This window comes from Arthrobacter sp. StoSoilB20, assembly GCF_019977295.1.
Lineage (GTDB): Bacteria > Actinomycetota > Actinomycetes > Actinomycetales > Micrococcaceae > Arthrobacter > Arthrobacter nicotinovorans_A.
The window spans coordinates 1,674,547-1,697,246 of the sequence record NZ_AP024651.1; the positions used below are offsets into that span (position 1 = coordinate 1,674,547).

Genomic DNA, 22,700 nt, shown 5'->3' on the forward strand with positions numbered 1-22,700 from the left:
TCCACGGATTTGCCCCGCTTTGCAACAATGGACAGGTGACTGTTGTAGCAACGCCCCCCGCACCAAAGCTCGAGCTCCCGCCATTGAAGCTCGGTGGGATCACCGTGGACACCCCGGTAATCCTTGCCCCCATGGCGGGCATCACCAACTCGGCCTTCCGCAGGCTCTGCCGTGAATACGGTGGCGGCATGTATGTGGCCGAGATGGTGACCTCCCGTGCCCTGGTGGAGCGGACGCCCGAGTCCTTGCGCATCATCTCGCACGACGAGGACGAGAAAGTCCGGTCGGTCCAGCTCTACGGCGTGGATCCGGTGACGGTAGGCGCAGCGGTGCGGATGCTCGTCGAGGAGGACCGGGCGGATCACATCGACCTCAACTTCGGCTGCCCCGTGCCCAAAGTGACCCGGCGCGGCGGCGGTTCGGCCCTGCCGTGGAAGATCGACCTCTTCACCTCCATCGTCAACACTGCGGTTAAGGAAGCTTCCAAGGGCGGCATCCCGCTAACCATCAAGATGCGCAAAGGGATTGACGAGGACCACCTGACGTACCTCGACGCCGGCCGGATTGCCCGCGATGCCGGAGTGGCCGCGGTCGCCCTCCACGGACGGACCGCAGCACAGTTCTATTCCGGCCAGGCCGATTGGTCCGCCATCGCCCGGCTTCGTGAAGCCCTCCCGGATATCCCCGTGCTGGGCAACGGAGACATCTGGTCGGCCGAGGACGCTGTCCGCATGGTCCGGGAAACCGGCGTGGACGGCGTGGTGGTTGGCCGTGGCTGCCAGGGCCGTCCTTGGTTGTTCGGCGACCTGCAGGCAGCCTTTGAAGGCAGCGACCAACGGCACCGTCCCGGGCTCCGCGAAGTGGCTGAGGGCGTCTACCGCCACGCCGAGCTCATGGTGGAGACCTTCGGGAACGACGAATACAAGGCCCTGCGCGAGATCCGCAAGCACATGGCCTGGTACTTCAAGGGTTACGTCGTGGGCGGCGAACTCCGGGCGAAACTGGCTACAGTGCCTACCCTTGAGGTGCTGCGCGAATACCTCGATGAACTGGACATGGACTCGCCCTACCCTGGCGTCGATTCCGAAGGCCCGAGGGGCCGTGCGGGTTCACCCAAGAAGCCTGCCCTGCCCAAGGACTGGCTGGTGAGCCGTCAGCTGAACGCTGAACAGAGCGCGGATATCTCCGCTGCCGAGCTGGACGTTTCGGGCGGCTAGCCTCACACGTGTAAGACTGACTCAAGAAGCTCCACACCCCGGCGCTTGAAGGAGGCAGATACCAATGGGAACCGAAGCAGTGCTCGGCCACAACAGCAGCACCCACGACTACGTCCTGGCCATTCCCGGCTATGCGGAAGCGGACTCTGCGCGGTGGGTCGAAGAGCCACGGAAGAACACGTACCGCTCCGACTTTGAACGTGACCGGGCCAGGGTCCTGCATTCCTCCGCACTGCGCCGGCTGGGTGCCAAAACGCAAGTGGTTGCCCCGGATACTGACGATTTTGTCCGCACCCGTCTGACACACAGCCTGGAAGTGGCACAGGTGGGCCGTGAGCTGGGCCGTTCCCTGGGCTGCGATCCGGACGTTGTGGACACTGCGTGCCTGAGCCACGATCTTGGCCACCCGCCTTTCGGGCACAACGGCGAGTCCGCGTTGAACGAGGTCGCCCATACCATTGGCGGTTTCGAAGGCAACGCCCAAACGCTTCGCCTGCTGACCCGCCTCGAGCCCAAGGTCCTTGCCGAGGACGGCCGGCCGGCAGGGCTTAACCTGACCCGCGCCAGCCTCGACGCCGCTTCCAAGTACCCGTGGTCCGCCGTCGATGCCCCCGTGATCCATGGACAGCGGACCAGCAAGTTCGGCGCCTACGAGGACGATCTTCCGGTTTTCGAATGGCTCCGCGAAGGCGCCCCCGGAAACCGCTCCTGCATCGAGGCCCAGGTGATGGACCTGGCGGACGATATTTCGTACTCGGTCCACGACGTTGAGGACGCGATAGTCGCCGGACACTTCCAGCTTAAGTGGTTGGACAACCCCGACCACCGGGCGCGCGTGGTGGGCTACACCAAGCAGTGGTACCTGCCACATAACGATCCCGCCGAAATCGATGCTGCGCTGGCGCGGCTGGAGGCCACCAAGGTCTGGGTCCGGGAAGCCGATGGCAGCCGGAAATCCATGGCCGCCTTGAAGGACATGACCAGCCAGTTGATCGGCCGGTTCTGCCAAAGTGCCATGGAAACAACCCGTGCCCACTTCGGTCCGGCCAACCTGACCCGCTACGACGCCGAGCTCATGGTTCCTGAGGACACCGTCACTGAGATCGCGGTCCTCAAGGGCCTGGCCACCACCTTTGTCATCTCCACGGACCACCGCCAGCCGGTGTACGAACGTCAACGCGAAGTGCTGCATGCGCTGGTCGGTGTTTTGAACGCCACCGGCGACCGCCACCTGGAGCCGATGTTCGCCGCGGACTGGCGTGACGCTGCCGACGACGGAGCCCGGTTGCGGGTGGTGATCGACCAAGTGGCATCACTGACGGACGTCTCGGCACTGGCCGTGTACGAACGGCTCGTGGGCAGCCTGCCATCGCTCTGGTGACTCCTGGGCAGCCGGCGTTAACGGCCGGGAGTCCTGGGGCGAGAGACTAGGATGGTGACGTGGCTGGCCTGATCAAACGTGAAGATATCGACGAAGTACGCCAGCGCACGGATATCAAGGAAGTCGTTGACGGCTACGTCACGCTCAAGGGCGCCGGGCTGGGCAGTTTCAAGGGCCTGTGCCCCTTCCACGACGAACGATCCCCCTCCTTCACGGTCCGCCCGCAGGTGGGCAGGTACCACTGCTTCGGCTGCGGCGAAGACGGTGATGCCATCTCCTTTGTCCAGAAAATGGATCACAGCTCCTTCCATGAGGCTGTTGAGAAATTGGCCGCCCGGATTGGCTACGAACTGCGCTACGAGGACGGCGGAACCGGTCCCAGCCGTGAGGAAGTGGGCAAGCGGCAGCGCCTGCTGGATGCCCACAAGATCGCCGACGAGTTCTTCCGTGCGCAGTTGCTCACCCCCGGTGCCGCCGAGGGCCGGAACTTCCTGGATGGCCGCGGCTTTGACCGTGCGGCCGCCGAACATTTCGGCGTGGGGTACGCTCCCCAGGGCTGGGACGCCCTGCTGAAGCACCTGCGCGGCAGGGGGTTCACCGATGCTGAGTTGAAACTCACAGGCATGTTCTCCGAGGGAAACCGGGGCATCTACGATCGCTTCCGAGGCAGGCTGATCTGGCCCATCAGGGACATCGCAGGGGACACGATCGGGTTCGGTGCCCGCAAGCTTTACGAAGACGATCAGGGCCCCAAATACCTCAACACCCCGGAAACCACCCTCTACAAGAAGTCCCAGGTCCTCTACGGGATCGACATCGCCAAGCGGAACATCGCCAAGGAGCGGCAGCTGGTGGTGGTGGAAGGGTACACAGACGTTATGGCCTGCCACCTCGCAGGAGTCACGACGGCGGTGGCCACCTGCGGTACTGCCTTCGGTACCGAACACATCAAGGTTGCCCGGCGGCTGCTTTCGGACGACGGCAGCGGGGGAGAGGTCATCTTTACCTTCGACGGCGATGCCGCCGGCCAGAAGGCGGCACTGAGGGCGTTTGAGGAAGACCAGCGCTTCACGGCCCAGACCTACGTTGCCGTGGAACCATCGGGCGCGGATCCTTGCGACCTTCGCCAACTCAAGGGCGACGCCGCGGTGCGCGACCTCATCGGGACCCGGAAGCCCCTCTTCGAGTTCGCCATCCGCGCGACGCTCCGCAGGCACAACCTGGACACCGTCGAGGGCCGTGTGGCAGCCCTGCGCGAAGCCGCCCCTGTGGTGGCGCAGATCAGGGATTCAGCCACCAGGCCCGGCTACACACGCAACCTGGCCGGCTGGCTGGGTATGCCCATTGAGGAAGTCAGCAGTTACGTGGGGGCGGCGGCAAAGCGCGCTGCATCCGGTGGCAGTGCACCACTGTCGGCCGGTGCCGCCGAACAACCGGCGGGAGCACCGCCGTCGAGCGGCCTTGTCTTTCAACGCCCCGATCCCCGGGACCCCATTGCCGGCATGGAACGCCAGGCGCTGGAGGTTGTCCTCCAGGAGCCGGGCGTGCTGGGCGGGGGAGCCTGGGAGCGCTTCGAAGCCTCCCACTTCGCCACCCCCGCCTACGCTGCCGTCCACACGGCAGTGCGGGCTGCCGGGCTTGCCCACGCGGGCGATCCCGTGGCCTGGGTGGAGCAGGTCCGCCAGGAAGTACCCGAGCCGCTGCGGCCCTTGGTATCCGAGCTGGCAGTAACGCCCCTGCCTGCCAGTACCCCGGAGGCCATGCAGCGGTATTGCCGCGACATCCTGGCCCGCCTGTTTGAACTGCAGATCACCCGTATCAAGGCAGACAAGATGGGCCAGTTGCAGCGACTGGATGCAGGAGCAAATCCGGAGGAATTCCAACGCCTGAACCGCGAACTGATGCAGCTCGAAATGGAGCGCCGGGCGCTGCGATCGGACGGCTGAGAAGCTCGATTTCGTTTTCTGCCGGGCCCCTGTTAAGCTAGTAACCGCTTCATTCCTCCGTAGCTCAATTGGCAGAGCATTCGACTGTTAATCGAAGGGTTACTGGTTCAAGTCCAGTCGGAGGAGCGCACAATACCCCCGTTCCGGGTTCCGGAACGGGGGTATTTTTATACCCGGAGGGGGTATCCGGAGCCGATTTCGCATTCCGGTAAAACCTTTGCTAAAGTCATAACCGCTTCATTCCTCCGTAGCTCAATTGGCAGAGCATTCGACTGTTAATCGAAGGGTTACTGGTTCAAGTCCAGTCGGAGGAGCATCCGGACCCCGCATCGGCATCACGCCGGTGTGGGGTCCAACTTTTTCTAGACGAAATCCATCTCCACCTGCAGGAAGCGTGCGGCCTCGGCCACGGCCGCCACAAACGAATCCTGCTCCGTCGGCGGGGTCCTGGGTTCGCGCGGATGCCACTCGTGCGGGGCCGAGTAGACCCGCGTGAAGCCTCCGCCGGGTGGTGCATAGAAGATGCCAAACCGCTGGACCGGCCACTCGGGGGACGTCTCCGGGGCCACAAGCAATGCGGCGTCCGCTTCGGGGTTGTACCACTGGGCGATGGGCCGGCGGCGGTCATCGGTAAAGAGGCCCGCGGCATAGAGGGCGGCCGACTGGGGACTGGTCACTGAGCACAAGCGGTCCCACCACAGCGGCAGGATGCGTTCATCCCGGCGCTGCCACGGTGCCGGAAGCGGCTGCAGCTCTTGCCAATGGGGCACACCTCAACTTTATCGCCGGTACGGGGCAGGCAACAGGGGAATACCTAGCGGGAAAGGCCAAGCCGTGGGTAGAGGACCTCGAACCCTTTGGTCAGCCCCGCATTAAGCGCCAGTCCCACGTGGCCGCCGTTGGGAACCTCGTAATAGGTCACCGTCATTCCGGCCTCCCGTGCCGCGGCTGAGACAGCTTTCGCTGCGGCCACGTAGGTGACGTCATCGGAGCCGACGGTGAAGACTGCGGTTGTGTCCGGGAATTGCTTGCCCTTCATGATGTTGATGGGCTTTTGGGCGTCGTAGTCCGCCTGGCTGCCGCCGAAGATGGATGCGAGGTTCCCAGCCGGGTCCTCGGCCCCCGGGAATTCTTCACCGGAGATGTCCACCACATTGCCCCACATTTTGGGGTATTTCAGGGCGAAGGAGATCGCGCACTGGCCGCCGTTTGAGTAGCCGGCGATGGTCCAATGCCCGCGGTCCGGGAGGATGTTCAGGTTGGCTTTCGCCCAATTCACTACGTCCTCATTGATGTACTTCTCCACATTGCCGTACTTGGCAGTGTCCAAGCATAAGGTGTCGTTCTCATCCGGTCCGATCTGGTCCGCCACGATCGCGATTGGGGCCAGGCCGTTGTTCTTCGCCGCGAATTCGTCCAGTGCCGCTGAGACATACTGGGGATCCGGAAGGCCTGGCTGGCCCATCATGAGGACGAAGAGTGGCAGCCGGGGCGGGTTCGCGGTCAGCGCTGCCGGAGGCAGGTAGATCCCTGCCGGCCTGGCCTCAAATCCGGAGGCAGTCGCCGGAATCACCTGGGTGCCCACCTTGCCTTTGGCGGGCATTCCTGCCGGCGGTTTCCAGCTCTCCCAGAGGGGCCCGGCGGGTATGGAAGCATCCGGGTTCGGCTTGTTCAACTCGATGGCGCCCTCGGTGGAAATGCCCAAGGCCGAACCCAGTGTGTTGTTCAGCCCGAACTCCGTATTGATGCCCAGGGCCGCGACCAGGACAAAGACAGGGATGGACACCGCAGCCACCACCTTCCGCCACGCGCGGCTGTGCCGGAAGCTGACCACGGCCAGTCCCAGCGCTGCGAAGCAGGAGATGGCCCAGAACCAGACGCGGGGGGTCAGGCCCACATGGAAGACGTCCATGACGTCTTCCACGATCCACACCGTCAACCACCCCAGCAGCGCAGCCGCCACGATGGCAACGATCGCGGTCAACGCCCAACGGGCAGACGGCCGCAGGAAGAGCACCAGGAAGAACACGACGCCGATCGCCCCGGCAACGGTCATGACCACAGGGCCGCTGATCTCAAGTTTCAGGAGGTCGTCCATGGCTAGTGGGTTCCCGGCGTCATGCTGCAGGTTCCCGGGCAACCATTTGCCGCAGCAGGCCCGCGCTTTGCGCCGTGGAGAGCCCGGGCAGGTACGCGGAACCTACCGCGATGCCGATCGATGGGAGGGCAAGGGGGTCCTGGTAGTACATGTACAGGGTGCGGTGCTCCGGCTGGAACCTCGATTTGAAGGCGGCCAATGACTTGAATCCGTACATCGGCTCCAGGGCATTGCCGAGCAGTGCCAGGACGCGGTCCAGGGAACTGTGGTCGCCGTCGTTGGCACTGGCACTGGCACTGGCACCGGCACCGGCGTTCGCAAGCGGCGAGCCGGACAAGGAGATCATGTGGACCTCTTCCTTGAAGTGGGTTACGGCAGAGGCGATCAGGAATTCCATCACTCCCTTGAAACCGGTGGTCCGGCGTCGCATGAAGTCCAGCGTCCAGCCGGAGATGACACCGTTCCGGAATACCGGCAGCCAACTGGTGACCCCATGGACCAGGCCGTCGTCATCGACCGCCACGCAACAGAGGACTTCAGGATCCTTCAGTTCATCCAGGCCGCCCAGGGTGAAGCCCATCTCCGGCAGGGCCTTGTCCGCAACCCACTCTTCGGAGATCTCCGCCAGTTGGGCCCTGATTCCCGGGGGCATTCCCTGGTACGGATACCAGTGGTCCTTGATGGACAGTTTCTCTGCCCGGTTCAGGGCGGTGCGCACGTTTTGCCATTCCTTGCCCTTGAAGGTCATGGCCTGGACGTTGAGGAGCGTCTCCTCGGCCACTTCCAACTTGCGGAACCCCCGGGGCAGGAGCGGTCCATCCAGTTCGGCGGTCACTGAATAGAAGCACGGTGTCAGTCCCAGGCCGGCGCAGTGGTTCACGAATCCAGTGGCTGCGTCCGCGTGATGCTCTTCTGCGCCAAAGGGGCCGGCAACCGTGAGGGCAACACCGTTATGAACCTGGTAGGCAACACCGGACTTCCTGTCCGGGGCGAACCAGTACTGGTTGTTATCCCACAGTGCCATCCAGGACAGCGTGCCGCCGCCGTCGTGGAGCAACTCCCGGGTGTGGCCCAGATCAGCTGCCGGGTCCGTTGCAAGTTGCCTGAACCGCCGGAAGTTGTTCAGGACCAGCACCAGGATGCATAGCCAGATGATGTCCCCGCCCAGTCCATACACCACGGTGCTCAGCAGGCCTTGGGGGAGGGCCACCACAAAGGGAACAGGGAAGGGGACCAGGATGTGCGTCAGTTGGCCGGCGAGGTCCCACAGGGTCGAGCGGCCAGGGTTGCCTTCCGCGAACCAAAACGCGACATACAGGACGATTGCGACCACCGCGAGGACCAGCGATGTCCTTCCCAGGACCCGGTATCCGGCGTCGCTGGACTCCACCCTGAACTTGTGGCGGTTGGCCAGCAGCAACGCCACGATGATTACCGGGGCCAGGAATGCCGGGACCGCGTACAGCAGGAGATAGCCGAAATCGTCATCGCCCAGGGTGACTTCCGGATCGGTGGCGTATTGGACGATGGACAGGACCGTGACGGCGGCAAGGTACGCCTGGATCACCAGGGTCAGCCGATAGGCGAGCCGGCGACCCCGGCGCAGTCCTTCAGCGCAGACGAGGAGCAGGAGGACCGGTATCAGCGTCAGGATTGCTGCGCCGAAGCTTTGCACGCCCACGATTCCCTGCAACGTCACGCAGCTGGTGTCGTTGTCGCAGGCTTCCTTGACTTCATCGGCATCGGGACTGGCCTGGAGCATGACCTCCGAGACCACGGACAGGGGACCGATTTCCCACGTGCCGGTCAGTTGCGTGAGCAGGGGTCCCAGGGCGAAAACGCCTACTACGGTCCCCACCAGGAAGCGGGTTTCACGGATGGTTGAGGAATGCAGTGAGCCTGCGCGGCGCCGGAAGACCAAGGACTGGATGGCCCAGCCGGCCAGGGTGCCCAGCACGGCACCGGCAAGTGCTTGAAGTGTTTGGGCCACCCCCACGAACAGGGCGAACATCAGCGTAGCGGCCAGCAGCCAGGTCCTCAGCCGCCGCCGCCAGAGCGCGTCCAGTGCCGCCGTCGCAAATCCGAGGGCGGCGGCAGCGCCGCCATAGGCGCCTACAACATATTCGCCGCCCAGGAAACTGAGCCATTGGTCGGACGCGTCGGTTCCGAACGTCACAAGTGCCACAAGTACCAGGGCGCTGAGGGCTGAGCCTGCAATGAAGGCGAGCAGGGCGGCCCAGGAACCCATCACGCGCTCGGCGATTCCGACGCCCACCAGGATTGCGGCCGTGCAGGCAAGATAGTCCAGAAGGGACGAGGCAAAGAATGCCGACGTGAAAACGGACCACCATGGTCCTGGCTCCACTGCCAATCCCAGGCCCAGCTGGTCCAGCAAAGCCTCGCTGGGTCCATCCAGCAGACTCCCCGTTATTGCCCCCAGGACCCACAGCAAAGCTGCCAACCCCAGTGTCAGGGGCAGTCGTCGCAGCGTAGCCAAGCCGCGGACACCGCCCCGCAATTCCACAGCCGCGCTCATGTGATGTCCCCTTCACCGGTCCGGCGCCGGATAGCCCGGCTGGCCACCATTCTGCCTTGCGGAAGCGTGTAAAGGGAGAGGCTCGACGGCCCGACGGCGGCGGTTCGCCTTTTGCGGGTCGGGTTGTGTGCCGGCGCCCTAGCCCCTGTTCCAGGGGCCGGGGTTCACCCGGTACAGGACGGCGGCACCGACGACGGCACCAAGGATCGCGCCGAACAGGGCACTTCCGGCCGCCCGGCCTATGAGTGCGCCGGCCATGGCGCCCAGCAGGGCGCCGAGGAAGAGTCCCCTGCCGTTACGGTGCGGTTTCCTGGTCATGGTCCCAGCCTACGGGGGCGTTCCTAATGGATGGAGGGAACGGTGCGCGGGCGGACCACCAGCCAGAGGGCAGCGATCGCGCCGGTGATGCACACAGCCATGACTGAACCCATGGGAACAGCGGAGCTTACGCCCAGCCAGCCAACTACCGGCGGGACGATTCCGGCCATCATGAACTGGGATGCTCCCAGGAGGGAGGCTGCGGTGCCTGCCTGGGCGCCGTGGTTCGCGAGGGACAAGACCTGGACACAGGGGAACATGAAGCCGGTCGCGCAGATGTAGAACCACAACGGAATGAGGATGCCCCAGAGGCCAACGTGCAGAAGGTCCAGCACCACGATCACGAGGGCTGTGAACAGCATGAAGACCGTTGCCCCCGCAACGATCCACTGCGGGGCCACGCGGCGGATCAGGCGTGAACTGATCTGGACACCGGCAACAATGCCCAGGGAGTTGATACCGAACAGGATTCCGTATTCCTGGGGCGAGAATCCGTAGACATTCTGGAACAGGAAGGTGGACGCAGAGAGGTAGGCAAACAAGCCACCGAAGTTCAGGCTTCCCACCAGTACCATGCCCACGAAGATCCGGTCCGTCAGGACCGATTTGTAGCGCTGACCCACTGTGATGGTGGATTTGCCGCGCTGCTCTGCGGGCAGTGTCTCCCTGATGAAGAAGATGGAGGCAAGGATCACCATCAGGCCGTAGGCGGCCAGGAAGTAGAAAATGCCGGGCCACGGAAACGCCAGGAGCAGCTGCGATCCGATGACGGGGGCAAGAATCGGGGCCAGGCCATTGACCAGTGACATCCTTGAAAACATGCGGACCATGGAGTAGCCGTGGAAGAGGTCCCGGACCATGGCCATGGCCACCACGCCACCGCCGGCCGCGCCGATTCCCATCAGGACACGGAAAAGCGAGAGCATCCCAATGTCTGTTGCCAGCGCTGCTCCGAGGGACGAGCCGATGTGCACGGCAGTGGCGAGGATCAGCGGAAGGCGGCGCCCCACTTTATCGCTGAACGGACCCACCACCAGCTGGCCGAGCCCAAAACCTACGGTGGTACCGGTCAACGTGAGCTGGATGGCCGCGGCGGAGACATCGAAACTTTCCTCCAGCGCCGGGAACGCCGGGAGGTAAAGGTCGATCGTGAAGGGACCCAGCGCGGTCAGTGCACCCAGCAGGAGAATGTAGACAAGTTTTTCGCGTCGGCTCAGGGAGTCGCCCGGAGCAATGGGAGAGGTCACGATCATCTATCTTATGGCCCAGGTCATATTTATTTGGCGTATGACGGGCGCGCCGCACTGTGGTCCCGAAAGTTCAGCAGGAACCTGAATGATAGCTTTGAGGACAGGTGTCCGCGGTGGAAGAATTCCGTCCGCGTTCGCCCCATACGATGCCCAGAGGAAAGCAGTTAGGCGGAACCCATGAGTGGACGTCACACCGGCCGGACCAGTCAAGGACCAGCCATTCGTACTTTGCCGAAGACCCTCAAGCTCGTTGCGCGGTTGGCACCACGCCAAATCAACGACGAAATTGCGTTGGCCAAGGTCGAGCTCAAGCGCAAGGCAACCCAGGTTGGCATAGCCGGTGCCTTCTTTGGCGTGGCCCTTGTGTTCCTTGCCCTTTTGGTCATCGCCCTTGTTGTTGCCGCCATCCTGGGCCTGGCAACCATCATGCCGGGCTGGCTCGCGGCGCTGATCGTTGCAGCATTCTTCCTGATCGTTGTGACCATTGCGTCCCTGATCGGAATTGCCAAGTTCAAGAAGGCCATGCCGCTGGTCCCCGAAGACACCATCCGGGGCATCAAGCACGATCTTGGAATTGCCAAGGAAGGCTCGGACTTCGACGAATCCATCCTGGATCCCAGTTCGCCCGCCGCCAAGGCAGCGAAGGCCCAAAAGGAAGCAGCTGCCGAGAAGGCCAAGGCTGAGAAAGCTGCGAAGGAAGCTGCCAAGGAAGCGGACGCAGTCAAGGCACCCACGGAAGCGGAACTTCGCTCGCGCCTGAAGAAGCGTCGCGAGCACCTCACCGGGGTCCGCGACGAACTCGGTGAGCAGTTGGACGTCAAGAAGCAGGGCCAGGCCCTGCTGGCGGGGGCCAACGAAAAGTTCACCGAGGGCAAGGACTTCGCTGCGGCAAAGTTTGCTGCCTTGGGAGACTCCGTCCCCGAAAGCCTGACCGAACGGCTCGCCGCCCGGTGGAAGGACCTCGCCGCGTTTGCCACTGCCGCCGTGGTCTTCGTTGTAGCCCTGCGGAAGCTGCTGAAAAAGTAGGCAGCCTTCCGAGTCAAAACACACACTGGGAATGGGAAGGGGGACATAGGTGAGATTGATCGGTGCTGGTTCAAATCCTGATCGGCCGCAAGTCGACCACGACCTCATCTTCACTGTCCCCAACATCCTCACGGTCCTCCGTTTCATGGGGGTCCCCTTGTTCGTGTGGCTCGTTTTATCGGAGCAGGAGTATGGGTTCGCTGTCCTGGTGCTCGTCATCATGGGCAGCACCGATTGGGTGGACGGCTACATCGCAAGGCGTTTCGACCAGACCTCCAAGCTGGGACGCATCCTTGATCCGATGGCTGACCGCGCCGCGCTCCTGGCCGTAGCATTCACGTTGGCCGTGGCCGGCGTCGTGCAGTGGTGGTATTTGGCGGCCCTGCTGGTGCCCGATGCCATCCTGGCCATTGCTTCCCTGATCTACTTCCGCAGCCACCCGGACCTTCCGGTGAGCATCATCGGAAAAATCCGTACGGCGCTGCTGCTGCTCGGCACGCCCCTGCTGGTCCTCTCCAAATTGCCCATTCCGTTCACCGAGGTCTACTTCGTAGCCGCCTGGACCTTCCTGGGTCTCGGGCTTCTGGGACACTGGATTGCGGCTTACAACTATTTCTGGGCCATCTTGCGTAAGGGTAAAGAACTGAAAAACGACGACGGCGGACACGGCTGATGGTCTGGCTGGCGGTTTTCCTTGCGGTGCTTGGTGCCTTTTTTCTGGCAATAGGCGCCCAACGGCAGGGCAGCGCGGTCAAAGCCGATACCGGCGGCCTGGCCCTGAGTTCAAACGGTTTCCTGAGGCTCCTGCGCAATCCCCGCTGGATGCTCGGGTTGTTGTTCCTTGCCCTTGGAATGGTGATGAACGCGATCGCCTTGGTCTCCGCCCCGCTCACCGTGGTTCAGCCCATTGGTGCCATTGCCCTGGTGATCACCACGGTGGTCAACGCCAAGGACCAGGGCCTGAGCATCAACCGGGCAACTGTAGTGGCCATCAGCGCGTGCGTCACGGGTTCGGCATTGTTCGTGCTGCTGGCCGTCTTCGTCACCCAGGAGAACCATCACGTCAACAGTGAGGACGAACTGACCATTGTCCTGCTGCTGGCTCTGGCAGTGGGCATCTTCGGGACCCTGGCCGTACTTTTCAAGCACCGCATGAGCGCCTTTGTGTACATTCTGGGAGCCGGGGTCCTCTTCGGATTTGTTGCCGTGCTGACGCGGATCATCGGCAAGCACCTGCTCGACCCCAACGGCCTGTTCCTGCTCAACGTCCAGTGGTACACCCTGATCGCCATCGCGGCCGCCGGGGGACTTGGCTCCTGGTTCGTGCAGAGCGCCTACTCAGGTGGCCCGCCGGACCTGGTCATAGCAGGACTGACCGTGATCGACCCGATGGTAGGCATCGCCATCGGCATTGTGATCCTTGGTGAGCTTCGTCCCGATGTCCACGCCGTCATGGCTATCGCCATGGCTGTGGCGGCAACGCTTGCTATCGTGGGGGTTATTGCCCTGAGCCGGCACCACCCGGAAGTCACCAAACGCAAGAAGGACGCGAAGGCGGCCGCCAACAAGAAGGCTTAGGGCAGAGCTGCACCTTGCGCCGCCGCTGCACGCGGACCGGCAACCCGGCGACACCGCAGTATTGCCACAAGCAATGCTGTCCGCACCGTGACCATCAGGAGTTCTCCACGTGACCATTCCCGACACCACCAAGCCCCTTACCCTTCTGATTGCGGCCGATACATATCCGCCGCACGTCAACGGCGCCGCCCAGTTCGGCTACCGCCTGGCCAAGGGGATGACGGCACGTGGACACAACGTGCACGTGTTGGCCTGCCGTCCGGACACGGGCAAAAGCTACACAGAGTTCCGCGACGAAGCCACAGTCCACCGGCTGCGTTCGCACGGCGTTTTCACTCATGAGTACTTCCGTATTTGTTTTCCGTGGGAGATCAAAAAGGAAATCAGCCTTTTGTTCGACAAAGTCCAGCCGGACGTCGTCCACATCCAAAGCCACTACATGATCGGCGAGCACGTCCTGTACGAGGCCGTGAAGCGCGGTATCCGCGTTGTTGCCACGAACCACTTCATGCCGGAGAACCTGAACCCGTTCCTGCCGTTCCCGCAGTGGTTCAAGGACATTGTTGGCCGCATCTCCTGGAAAGACATGGGCAAGGTCATGGGCCAGGCGGACGTGGTCACCACACCCACGCCCCTGGCTGCCAAAGCCATGCACCAGCACGCCTTCCTGCGCAAGGTCCTGCCGCTCTCCAACGGCATTGACTCCTCGGCCTACGAGCTCCAGCCTGGCGAGACCATTGAGCCTCACGCCAATCCCACGGTCCTGTTCGCCGGGCGTTTGGCAGAAGAAAAGCACGTCAACGTCCTGATTGACGCCGTGGCCAAGACCCCGCGCGAACTGAACGTCCACCTGGAAATTGTGGGCGGCGGCGAAGTCCGTCCCGCCCTTGAGGCACAGGTGGCCAAGCTGGGGCTGGGGGACCGGGTAAGGTTCCTCGGTCTGGCAAGCGACGAAGACCTGCGCGAGGCTTACATCAAGGCCGACATCTTCTGCATGCCCGGTACTGCTGAGCTCCAGTCCCTGGTGACCTTGGAGGCGATGTCTGCTTCCACTCCCGTGCTGCTGGCCGATGCCATGGCCCTGCCACACCTGGTTCGTGACGGTGAAAACGGCTACCTTTTCACGCCCAACAACAGCGACGAACTGGCAGCCAAGATCACCAAGCTGGTGGAGCTTCCCAAGCACGAGCTGGAAGCCATGGGCAAGCTGAGCCGGGAGATGGTGGAACCGCACAGCATCAACGGCACCCTCCAGACCTTCGAGGACCTCTACCGCGGGGCCTCCTACGAGGACAAGGTCGTGTGACAAAAGCACTCCCCGGCAGCTATTAGAATTGCTGGAGTGCTTTGCCCGGTACTGCTGTTTACGCAGCGGCCGGACCGGGCATCATGGGGCTATAGCTCAGCTGGTTAGAGCGCGGGACTCATAATCCTAAGGTCCTCGGTTCAAGTCCGAGTAGCCCTACACCTTCACGCATGAGCCGTGGCCGACAATCCTGGATTGTCGGCCACGGCTCTTTTGCGTTCCCCCTCAGTTGAGGTAAGTTACTCATCAGTAACTTAGTTTTGGTCGCAGGTGACCACCCTTGAAGGAGCGAACATGTCCAACGCTGCATTCGACGCCGCCAATCTTCCGTATGCCGACGGCGACTTCTACGCCTTTGAGCAGATGCTGACAGGAAAAGAGCAGGACCGGTTGGCTGAGGTCCGGGAGTTTCTTGCCCGCGAGGTCAAGCCCATCGCCGTGGACTGCTGGAACCGTGGCGAGTTCCCCATGGACCTCATTCCCAAGCTCGGTGAACTGGACCTGGTCAGTCCTGTCCGCCGGCAGGGGTACTCCAACCTTTTCGCCGGCATGCTCCACGCTGAAGTGACCCGGGCGGACGCATCCATTGCCACTTTCATGGGCGTGCACGACGGCCTCTTCACAGGGTCCATCGAGGCCCTTGCCTCCCAGGAGCAGAAGGATGCCTGGCTTCCGGAGATCTACTCGCTGAAGAAAATCGGCGCCTTTGGCCTGACGGAGCCCCTGGGTGGCTCCGATGTTGCCGGCGGCACCCGCACCACAGCCAGGCGCGATGGCGACAACTGGATCCTCAACGGAGCCAAGCGCTGGATCGGCAACGCCACCTTCTCCGACTGGGTAGTCATTTACGCCAAGGACGTTGCGGACAACCAGGTCAAGGCCTTCCTGGTGGACACCACCCTCCCCGGCTACTCTGCCAGCAAGATCGAGAACAAGATCTCCCTGCGTACGGTCCAGAACGCAGACATCGTCCTGGACAATGTGGTGGTTCCGGACTTCTTCAAACTGGCCAACGGCAACAGTTTCCGTGACACCAACAAGGTGCTCAAAGTCACCCGCCTGGCTGTGGCGTGGCAGGCGGTTGGGCTTCAGATGGCAGCTTTTGACGTCGCCCGCAGCTACGCGGTGGAGCGTCAGCAGTTCGGGCGGCCGTTGGCGGCCTTCCAGCTGGTGCAGAACCAGTTGGTCCAAATCCTCGGAAACACCGTGGCATCCATGGGCATGATGGTGCGCCTGGCCCAGCTTGAAGATGCAGGAGTGGCCAAGGATGAGCAGTCGGCGTTGGCGAAGGCCTTTGCAACGGCTCGCATGAGGGAAAGTGTTGCCCTGGGTCGCAGCATCCTGGGCGGCAACGGGATCGTTACGGACTACGGCATGGCCAAGATCTTCTCCGACGCGGAGGCCATTTACTCCTATGAAGGCACGCACGAGATCAACACCCTGGTCACCGGCCGTGCCATCACGGGCGTCTCGGCCATCGTCTAGGCACAGTAGGTAATCAGTACAACGGCAGCAGGACCGACGGGCGCATGTCCTCGACGAAGTCCAGCGGGTTGAGGTAATCGGCTCCTTGGCGAACGCCCCAATGCAGGCAGGCCGCGGCACCGCAATGACCGGGCTCCAGGGTGCCAATGACCTGGCCTTTGCGGACGGCGTCTCCGGGTTTGAGGTCACTGGCCACGGGTTCGAAGCTGCTCTTCAGACCGTCGCCGTGATCGATGGTCAGTACCGGTCTATCAACCACGACGCCGGCAAAGGTCACCACTCCATCCGAAGGCGCGGTGACCTTTCCGCCGTCGGCCGCTGGTCCTAAATCCACGCCGCGGTGACCACTCAGCCATGGTTTGTCCGGCGGGTCGAAGATCCGCAGCACGGCAGGCTTGGGGGAGAGCGGCCGACTCCACCGGGCGCCGGTCGGATCGGGCGTGCCTGGAACTGGCTCGGCCGGAGCAGCAGCGCCAAGTGTGCCTGCCGCAATCGCCAGCGCCGCCAGCAGGGCCATCAAGGACTTCGCAATCGTCATGGATAGAGCCTCCCGCGGTGCCCGCCGGCGATCGATACCGCACTTGCCCTATGTGGACAACCAACCACGGCTGCGGTCAAACCTGTGGGGTGGCTGTAGTACACTTGGTGGAGCAGTTTGCTGTGCCCTCAAGCTGGTTCAGGAGCATGTCTCATTCAGATATGCGAGGGCCCCAGGCTGACTACGCGTATCCAACCCTCCACCAGCGAAGCCCCTTGGCTTCAGGCTGCGGAGGATTGTGCCTCTTGCGGTCCGGCTGAGCTTAGGCTCTGTGCCGGATGAGAAGCGCAATGGATGCCAGGAGCCACGCCCATCCGGGCAAAGGCTAAACAACCGTCAACTATTGGCAGGGTAAGAGCAGCCCCTTGGGCTCTCTCATGAATGACCTGCCGGAAGGAGCGTCGGCATGCCCGTCGTAACTATGCGCCAGCTGCTTGACAGCGGCGTCCACTTTGGACACCAGACCCGTCGTTGGAACCCGAAGATGAAGCGCTTCATCTTCACGGAGCGTAACGGCATCTACATCATTGACCTCCAGCAGTCGCTGTCCTACATCGACCGCGCCTACGAGTTCGTCAAGGCTACTGTCGCCCACGGCGGCACCGTCCTGTTCGTTGGCACCAAGAAGCAGGCTCAGGAAGCAATTGCCGAGCAGGCTACCCGCGTTGGCCAGCCGTACGTCAACCAGCGTTGGTTGGGCGGTATGCTCACCAACTTCCAGACCGTCGCCAAGCGCATCCAGCGCATGAAGGAACTCGAAGAGATCAACTTCGACGACGTCGCAGGCTCGGCTTACACCAAGAAGGAGCTCCTGCTCCTCAAGCGCGAACTCACCAAGCTTGAGTCCAACCTCGGTGGTATCCGCAACCTGACCAAGGCTCCCTCGGTTCTGTGGGTTGTTGACACCAAGAAGGAACACCTTGCTGTTGACGAAGCCAAGAAGCTCAACATCCCCGTTGTCGCCATCCTTGACACCAACTGCGATCCTGACGAAGTTGACTTCCCGATTCCGGGTAACGACGACGCCATCCGCTCCGTCAACCTGCTGACCCGCGTTGTTGCCGACGCCGTAGCTGAGGGCCTCATCGCCCGTAACCAGCGCGCAACGGGCACCACCGAAGCTCCTGAAGAGCCGCTGGCTGAGTGGGAGCGCGAGCTCCTCGAAGGCAGCAAGGCCGAAGAAGCAGCAGCAACCGAGGCTCCGGCAGCTGAGGCTCCCGCAGCTGAAGCTGCAGCCGGCGAAGCCGAAGCAGCCAAGTAAATCTGGACCTTCCCTGATGCCGGAAACGGCATCGGGGGCAACTGACAGGATGGCAGCTCACACGGTGGGCGGCCGTCCTGTCAGTCCGTAAACACACAAATTTCTAGACAGAGGGGTTCACATGGCGAACTACACTGCTGCTGACATCAAGGCCCTGCGCGAGCGCACCGGCGCCGGCATGATGGACGTCAAGAAGGCTCTTGACGAAGCCAACGGTGACGCCGAGAAGGCCATCGAGATCATCCGCATCAAGGGCCTCAAGGGTGCTACCAAGCGCGAAGGCCGTTCCACTGCCGAGGGCCTGGTTGCTGCCAAGGTCAACGGCGGCGTTGGCGTAATGATCGAGGTCAACTGCGAAACCGACTTCGTTGCCAAGGCTGACAAGTTCATCCAGCTGGCCGACAAGGTCCTCAACGTTGCAGTCGAGTCCGGCGCAGCCGACCTCGAGACCCTGCTGGCTACCGAGGTTGACGGCAAGCCGTTGTCCGAGGTTGTTGTCGAAGAGGGCGCTGTCCTCGGCGAAAAGGTTGTTGTCCGCCGTATCTCCCGCGTTGAGGGCACCACGGTTGACGCTTACCTGCACAAGACGTCCAAGGACCTTCCGGCCCAGGTCGGCGTCCTGTTCGCTGTTGACGGTGAAGGCGAAGCCGCTGCCACCGCCGCGCACGACATCGCTGTCCACGTTGCAGCCATGGCTCCGAACTACCTGACCCGCGACGACGTTCCGGCCGAACTGGTCGAGTCCGAGCGACGCATCGCCGAAGAGACCGCCAAGGCTGAAGGCAAGCCCGAAGCTGCTCTTTCGAAGATCGTGGAAGGCCGCGTGACGGGCTTCTACAAGGGTGAAGTTCTGGTTGACCAGGCATTCGCCAAGGACTCCAAGAAGACTGTTGCACAGGTCCTCGAAGAGGCCGGCGTCAAGGCAACTGCAGTAACCCGTTTCCGCGTAGGAAACTAGTAATTCATGAAAAGGGGTGGTCACTTCGGTGGCCGCCCCTTTTTCATGCACCCGTCCGGGTAGTACCTGAGCGGACCCACAGCACGATAATCTAGCCAGAGTCCACCAACGGGAGGCACCATGGAAACCGTCAACACTGCAATCCAGCCCGAGAAGACCCGCCGACGTGTACTTCTGAAACTTTCCGGTGAGGTCATCGGCGGAGGCAAGCTCGGCGTCGATCCTGAAACCGTCAGGGCCATCGCCAAGCAGATCGCGGCAGCTGTCTCCGACGTCGAGGTTGCGATCGTCGTGGGCGGCGGCAACTTCTTCCGCGGCGCAGAACTGTCCCAGAGCGGCATGGACCGCTCCCGCGCCGACTACATGGGAATGCTCGGCACGGTCATGAACTGCCTGGCCCTGCAGGATTTCCTGGAGCAGGCCGGCGTTGAAACCCGGGTCCAGAGCGCCATCACCATGGGCCAGGTCGCCGAGGCCTACATTCCCCGCCGCGCCATCCGGCACATGGAGAAGGGCCGCGTGGTCATCTTCGGTGCAGGCGCCGGACTGCCCTACTTCTCCACTGACACCGTGGCAGCCCAGCGTGCCCTGGAAGTCCACGCGGATGTTGTCCTCATGGCCAAGAGCGGCGTGGATGGCGTGTACACCGCCGATCCCAAGAAGGATCCGGAAGCTGAGAAGCTCGATGTCCTGAGCTACGACGACGCCCTGCGCCGGGACATCCGCGTCATGGACCAAACGGCCATGACCATGTGCAAGGACAACAATCTTTCCATGGTGGTCTTCGGCATGGAAGGCGAGGGCAACGTTACCCGTGCCATCCTGGGCGAAACGCTCGGAACCCTGGTTACTCCCTAGCAAGGGCTAGGATATTTCTAGGACCGTCCGCCTCTCACGGCGGATCTTTACTGTGTACTGCGGCCTGCTTTTGGGCAGCAACTATTTTCTGAGGAGAAACCCGTGATCGAAGAGACCTTGCTCGAAGCCGGCGAGAAGATGGACAAGGCGGTTGAGGTAGCCAAGGACGATTTCGCCACGATCCGTACGGGTCGGGCGAACCCCGGTCTCTACAACAAGGTGATCGTCGAGTACTACGGCACGCCCACGCCGCTCCAGCAGCTGGCGTCCTTCGGTGTTCCTGACGCCCGGACCATCCTCATCACGCCCTACGACAAGACCGCCCTGCGCGACATCGAGAAGGCCTTGAGCGATTCCGAGGTCGGCGCCAACCCCTCGAACGACGGCAACGTCATCCGCGTAACCATCCCGGAGCTCACCAAAGAGCGCCGCAAGGAGTACGTCAAGATCGTCAAGGGCAAGGGTGAAGACGCCAAGGTCTCCATCCGCAGCATCCGCCGCAAGGCAAAGGACACGCTGGACAAGCTGGTCAAGGACGGCGAAGCCGGCGAAGATGAGGGTGCCCGCGCTGAGAAGGAGCTCGACGCCCTGACCAAGCAGCACGTTGACAGCATCGACGAGCTGCTTAAGCGCAAGGAAGCCGAGCTGCTCGAGGTCTGATGAACCAGGCTGAGCCGGCGCCCACTGGACGGGTCCCGACACGCGATACCCCGCACCGCACCAGGCGCGTCCGGACGAACCCCACGCCCAAGGCGGGGCGTAATCTTCCGGCGGCCATCGGCGTCGGGCTTTCCATGCTTTTGGCGGTTTTGGGCGGATTGCTTTTCCTCCCGTTGGGATTCGTCCTGCTCACCACAGCATTTGCGGTGTTGGGGGTATGGGAAGTTTTCCGGGCCCTCGAAGCCCAAGGCACCAGGATGCCGATCATCCCCGTGATGGTCGGCAGCCTGGTGATGCCGGTATCGGCCTATTTTGGCGGCCTTGAAGGCCTGCTGTTCACCATGACGGCCAGTTCCGTTGCCGTCCTGCTGTGGCGGTCCATCGAGAGTGCCGCCGGAGCTCCGAGGAGTGTCTTCGCCGGGGTATTCACTTTGGCGTGGATTCCTTTCCTCATCAGCTTCGCGTCCCTGTCCCTGCACACCAGCAGCGGTCCGACTCCCGTCGGCTTTTGGCCGGACGGGATTCCCGACGGCGCCTGGCAGATCGCTTCCATGCTGTTGTTGGTGGTTTCCAATGACACGTTCGGGTACATCGTGGGGGCCTCGTTCGGGAAGCACCCGATGGCTCCAAAGATCAGCCCCAAGAAGTCCTGGGAGGGTTTCGCCGGATCAGTGGGCGGTGCCATGCTGATTGGGGTCCTGGCATGCATTTTCATCCTCGATAAGCCTTGGTGGGTGGGCTTGGTGCTGGCTATTGGCATGGTGGCGGCAGCTACCGCCGGTGATCTCGCCGAGTCCATGGTCAAACGGGAACTGGGTGTCAAGGACATGAGCAGCATCCTCCCCGGCCATGGTGGTGTGATGGACCGCTTGGACTCCATTGTGTTCGCGGCCCCTGTAGCCTATGTTCTGTTCGCGCTGCTCAGCGGCGTCTGAGAATCAACGAAGGAAAATTTGTGTCCGTGGATATTCGACGCCAGATCCCCGCAACGTTCGACCGCGTGGAGCGCAGCAAGTACGGCTATAACGCCAAGCAAGTGGACGAATTCCTCCAGCGTGCAAGGACATCGTTCGAAAACCCGGTAGGTGCCGCTGACCAGGTGGCCAGCGTTGACGTGCGGGACGTGGCTTTCGATCCCGTGAAGGGTGGGTACGACGCACACAGCGTAGACGCCGCCCTGGACCGGCTCGAGGATGCATTTGCCCGCCGTGAGCGCGATGACTTGATCAGCCGCGAGGGCGAGGAAGCCTGGCTGCGCCAGATCGGCAAGCTCTCCGGCATCCTGCGTGGACGCCTTCACCGGCCCGACGGCGAGCGGTTCCGCCGTCCGTCCAGCAAGCGGGCACGCAGTTACAACATCCAGGACGTCGATGCCCTGTGTGCGGAACTGGTGGGTTACCTTGAGCACGACCAAGTCCTGAGCGTTGACACGGTGCGCCGCGCCGTTTTCCGGGCTGCCAAGGGCAATGAAGGTTACGAAGAAGCCCAGGTGGACGCATTCCTCGCACGTGCCGTCGAGCTCATGGCGGCCATCGACTAGTCCGCACCCCCGGGGCGCAGGGCTAGCGCGTGGGCGAAACTGGTGGGTTGTTTTGCCAGACTTCCAGGTAGCGTCTGTGGCCCCGGACCAGGGACGTGGCGAAGAACGCCAGCGCGACCACAACGGCCACAGGAACTGCCGCGGCTGTGGGGAGCCCGGCTGCCAGGAGTGCCGATCCCAGCAGCAGGGCGATCAAGGCCGAATTCACGAACCCCATGAAGACCATGCTGCTGCCGGCCACTTGGCTGAAGTCCTTCCTGTTGCCCAGGAAGTAGTACGTCTTTTTGGCGCCGGCCTCGTCATCGTGCGCCCCGGCCATGAGGTAAGGCCCTATGCCGGGATCCATATCGACGTAGGCGGCCCGCAGGCGGTTCATCGCCAGGACATACATCAAGTCCTCCATGCCAACGCTCATGACGCGCACGTGCGTCAGCAGGCCCACCACCAGGTCAATACTGAGCACTGTCAGTGCGAACGCCCTGAACGCATCGGAAAACTGGGTGGCGTTACCCACCAGCGCCACGCTCAAAAGGCTTGCGGACGTGAAGGTCAGGAACATGCTGATCCTGGTGAGGACCTCCCCTTGGGTGGTGCTGCGCGAGGCGAGCAGGCTCCAGTGTTCGGTGGCCAGCAATTGTGCCCGGACGCTGGGGGATGGTTCCGGTGTTGGTGCCGGCGGTTCCGGACCGGCGGCACCTGGTTCCTCGGACATGGCGTCATTGTCCACCCTGAGGGGGCGCCGGA

The 22,700-nt window shown here is 62.7% G+C and carries 21 protein-coding genes and 3 tRNA genes; 17 read left to right on the forward strand and 7 right to left on the reverse strand.

Features of this window, described 5'->3' with window-relative positions:
- Positions 1-35 precede the first annotated feature (35 nt).
- The 5 genes from dusB (at position 36) to LDN85_RS07525 (ending at position 4,858) form a co-directional block, all read left to right on the forward strand.
- The gene (gene dusB, locus LDN85_RS07505) at positions 36-1,217 is read left to right on the forward strand and encodes a tRNA dihydrouridine synthase DusB (protein WP_026541475.1); all 1,182 of its coding nucleotides are present in this window, start codon (positions 36-38) and stop codon (positions 1,215-1,217) included.
- A 64-nt stretch (positions 1,218-1,281) separates the two neighbouring features.
- Entirely contained in the window at positions 1,282-2,598 is a 1,317-nt protein-coding gene (locus tag LDN85_RS07510) for a deoxyguanosinetriphosphate triphosphohydrolase (protein ID WP_026541476.1), read from the forward strand.
- Positions 2,599-2,657: 59 nt separating this feature from the next.
- Positions 2,658-4,544 carry a DNA primase gene (gene dnaG, locus LDN85_RS07515; protein ID WP_223945033.1) on the forward strand — a complete coding sequence of 629 codons (1,887 nt, stop codon included), beginning with the start codon at positions 2,658-2,660 and terminating at the stop codon, positions 4,542-4,544.
- A 53-nt stretch (positions 4,545-4,597) separates the two neighbouring features.
- Positions 4,598-4,670 (forward strand) — tRNA-Asn (locus tag LDN85_RS07520).
- A 115-nt stretch (positions 4,671-4,785) separates the two neighbouring features.
- Positions 4,786-4,858, forward strand: a tRNA-Asn gene (locus LDN85_RS07525).
- 48 nt (positions 4,859-4,906) lie between these two features.
- On the opposite strand, the gene LDN85_RS07530 is transcribed toward LDN85_RS07525, so the two are convergent.
- From LDN85_RS07530 to LDN85_RS07550, 5 genes are all read right to left on the reverse strand, one after another.
- Positions 4,907-5,314 (reverse strand): hypothetical protein, encoded by a 408-nt coding sequence (locus LDN85_RS07530; RefSeq protein WP_026541478.1) that lies wholly within the window; start codon positions 5,312-5,314, stop codon positions 4,907-4,909.
- Positions 5,315-5,358: 44 nt separating this feature from the next.
- The gene (locus LDN85_RS07535) at positions 5,359-6,642 is read right to left on the reverse strand and encodes an alpha/beta hydrolase-fold protein (RefSeq protein WP_026541479.1); all 1,284 of its coding nucleotides are present in this window, start codon (positions 6,640-6,642) and stop codon (positions 5,359-5,361) included.
- A gap of 19 nt (positions 6,643-6,661) precedes the next feature.
- Positions 6,662-9,178, reverse strand: coding sequence for a DUF2156 domain-containing protein (locus tag LDN85_RS07540; protein WP_223945034.1), 2,517 nt, complete (start codon positions 9,176-9,178; stop codon positions 6,662-6,664).
- A 138-nt stretch (positions 9,179-9,316) separates the two neighbouring features.
- Entirely contained in the window at positions 9,317-9,496 is a 180-nt protein-coding gene (locus tag LDN85_RS07545; protein ID WP_026541481.1) for a glycine zipper domain-containing protein, read from the reverse strand.
- Positions 9,497-9,519: 23 nt separating this feature from the next.
- The gene (locus tag LDN85_RS07550) at positions 9,520-10,749 is read right to left on the reverse strand and encodes a multidrug effflux MFS transporter (protein ID WP_223945035.1); all 1,230 of its coding nucleotides are present in this window, start codon (positions 10,747-10,749) and stop codon (positions 9,520-9,522) included.
- Positions 10,750-10,923: 174 nt separating this feature from the next.
- Here LDN85_RS07550 and LDN85_RS07555 point away from each other — a divergent pair, with 174 nt between their 5' ends.
- From LDN85_RS07555 to LDN85_RS07580, 6 genes are all read left to right on the forward strand, one after another.
- A complete protein-coding gene (locus LDN85_RS07555) occupies positions 10,924-11,772 on the forward strand; it encodes a phage holin family protein (RefSeq protein WP_223945036.1) in 849 nt (282 codons plus the stop codon).
- Between the two features lie 49 nt (positions 11,773-11,821).
- Positions 11,822-12,445, forward strand: coding sequence for a CDP-alcohol phosphatidyltransferase family protein (locus LDN85_RS07560; protein ID WP_026547281.1), 624 nt, complete (start codon positions 11,822-11,824; stop codon positions 12,443-12,445).
- Positions 12,445-13,350 (forward strand): DMT family transporter, encoded by a 906-nt coding sequence (locus LDN85_RS07565; protein WP_026541485.1) that lies wholly within the window; start codon positions 12,445-12,447, stop codon positions 13,348-13,350. Before LDN85_RS07560 ends, LDN85_RS07565 begins: the two co-directional genes overlap by 1 nt.
- A 109-nt stretch (positions 13,351-13,459) precedes the next feature.
- Positions 13,460-14,656 carry a glycosyltransferase gene (locus tag LDN85_RS07570; RefSeq protein ID WP_026541486.1) on the forward strand — a complete coding sequence of 399 codons (1,197 nt, stop codon included), beginning with the start codon at positions 13,460-13,462 and terminating at the stop codon, positions 14,654-14,656.
- A gap of 85 nt (positions 14,657-14,741) precedes the next feature.
- Positions 14,742-14,815: transfer RNA gene (locus tag LDN85_RS07575), tRNA-Ile, on the forward strand.
- 135 nt (positions 14,816-14,950) lie between these two features.
- Positions 14,951-16,141 (forward strand): acyl-CoA dehydrogenase family protein, encoded by a 1,191-nt coding sequence (locus tag LDN85_RS07580; protein WP_026541487.1) that lies wholly within the window; start codon positions 14,951-14,953, stop codon positions 16,139-16,141.
- A 13-nt stretch (positions 16,142-16,154) separates the two neighbouring features.
- On the opposite strand, the gene LDN85_RS07585 is transcribed toward LDN85_RS07580, so the two are convergent.
- Positions 16,155-16,679, reverse strand: a complete 525-nt coding sequence (locus tag LDN85_RS07585; protein ID WP_223945037.1) for a M23 family metallopeptidase — start codon at positions 16,677-16,679, stop codon at positions 16,155-16,157.
- 406 nt (positions 16,680-17,085) lie between these two features.
- On the opposite strand from LDN85_RS07585, the gene rpsB reads away from it, so the two are divergent.
- The 6 genes from rpsB to LDN85_RS07615 all read left to right on the forward strand — a co-directional run bounded on the left by rpsB (position 17,086) and on the right by LDN85_RS07615 (position 21,956).
- Positions 17,086-17,940, forward strand: a complete 855-nt coding sequence (rpsB, locus tag LDN85_RS07590) for a 30S ribosomal protein S2 (RefSeq protein WP_223945038.1) — start codon at positions 17,086-17,088, stop codon at positions 17,938-17,940.
- 121 nt (positions 17,941-18,061) lie between these two features.
- On the forward strand, positions 18,062-18,898 hold the full coding sequence (gene tsf, locus LDN85_RS07595; protein WP_026541489.1) for a translation elongation factor Ts: 837 nt from the start codon (positions 18,062-18,064) through the stop codon (positions 18,896-18,898).
- A 120-nt stretch (positions 18,899-19,018) separates the two neighbouring features.
- The gene (gene pyrH, locus LDN85_RS07600) at positions 19,019-19,756 is read left to right on the forward strand and encodes a UMP kinase (RefSeq protein WP_026541490.1); all 738 of its coding nucleotides are present in this window, start codon (positions 19,019-19,021) and stop codon (positions 19,754-19,756) included.
- Positions 19,757-19,858: 102 nt separating this feature from the next.
- Positions 19,859-20,416 carry a ribosome recycling factor gene (gene frr, locus LDN85_RS07605; RefSeq protein WP_026541491.1) on the forward strand — a complete coding sequence of 186 codons (558 nt, stop codon included), beginning with the start codon at positions 19,859-19,861 and terminating at the stop codon, positions 20,414-20,416.
- Positions 20,416-21,351, forward strand: a complete 936-nt coding sequence (locus LDN85_RS07610) for a phosphatidate cytidylyltransferase (protein ID WP_026547285.1) — start codon at positions 20,416-20,418, stop codon at positions 21,349-21,351. The genes frr and LDN85_RS07610 overlap by 1 nt, the downstream gene beginning before the upstream one ends.
- A 20-nt stretch (positions 21,352-21,371) precedes the next feature.
- Positions 21,372-21,956: a DivIVA domain-containing protein gene (locus LDN85_RS07615; protein WP_026541493.1), complete on the forward strand. Its 585-nt coding sequence runs from the start codon at positions 21,372-21,374 to the stop codon at positions 21,954-21,956.
- Positions 21,957-21,978: 22 nt separating this feature from the next.
- Here LDN85_RS07615 and LDN85_RS07620 read toward each other — a convergent pair whose 3' ends face one another.
- Positions 21,979-22,668, reverse strand: a complete 690-nt coding sequence (locus tag LDN85_RS07620) for a hypothetical protein (protein ID WP_026541494.1) — start codon at positions 22,666-22,668, stop codon at positions 21,979-21,981.
- Positions 22,669-22,700: the final 32 nt, after the last annotated feature.

Excerpts from the sequence above, each read along its gene's own strand:
- LDN85_RS07510 (WP_026541476.1), top strand. The coding sequence starts at position 1,282 with ATGGGAACCGAAGCAGTGCTCGGCCACAACAGCAGCACCCACGACTAC.
- LDN85_RS07535 (WP_026541479.1), bottom strand. The coding sequence starts at position 6,642 with ATGGACGACCTCCTGAAACTTGAGATCAGCGGCCCTGTGGTCATGACC.
- LDN85_RS07540 (WP_223945034.1), bottom strand. The coding sequence starts at position 9,178 with ATGAGCGCGGCTGTGGAATTGCGGGGCGGTGTCCGCGGCTTGGCTACG.
- LDN85_RS07545 (WP_026541481.1), bottom strand. The coding sequence starts at position 9,496 with ATGACCAGGAAACCGCACCGTAACGGCAGGGGACTCTTCCTCGGCGCC.
- LDN85_RS07550 (WP_223945035.1), bottom strand. The coding sequence starts at position 10,749 with ATGATCGTGACCTCTCCCATTGCTCCGGGCGACTCCCTGAGCCGACGC.
- LDN85_RS07555 (WP_223945036.1), top strand. The coding sequence starts at position 10,924 with ATGAGTGGACGTCACACCGGCCGGACCAGTCAAGGACCAGCCATTCGT.
- LDN85_RS07565 (WP_026541485.1), top strand. The coding sequence starts at position 12,445 with ATGGTCTGGCTGGCGGTTTTCCTTGCGGTGCTTGGTGCCTTTTTTCTG.
- LDN85_RS07580 (WP_026541487.1), top strand. The coding sequence starts at position 14,951 with ATGTCCAACGCTGCATTCGACGCCGCCAATCTTCCGTATGCCGACGGC.
- LDN85_RS07585 (WP_223945037.1), bottom strand. The coding sequence starts at position 16,679 with ATGACGATTGCGAAGTCCTTGATGGCCCTGCTGGCGGCGCTGGCGATT.
- rpsB (WP_223945038.1), top strand. The coding sequence starts at position 17,086 with ATGCCCGTCGTAACTATGCGCCAGCTGCTTGACAGCGGCGTCCACTTT.
- tsf (WP_026541489.1), top strand. The coding sequence starts at position 18,062 with ATGGCGAACTACACTGCTGCTGACATCAAGGCCCTGCGCGAGCGCACC.
- pyrH (WP_026541490.1), top strand. The coding sequence starts at position 19,019 with ATGGAAACCGTCAACACTGCAATCCAGCCCGAGAAGACCCGCCGACGT.
- LDN85_RS07610 (WP_026547285.1), top strand. The coding sequence starts at position 20,416 with ATGAACCAGGCTGAGCCGGCGCCCACTGGACGGGTCCCGACACGCGAT.
- LDN85_RS07620 (WP_026541494.1), bottom strand. The coding sequence starts at position 22,668 with ATGTCCGAGGAACCAGGTGCCGCCGGTCCGGAACCGCCGGCACCAACA.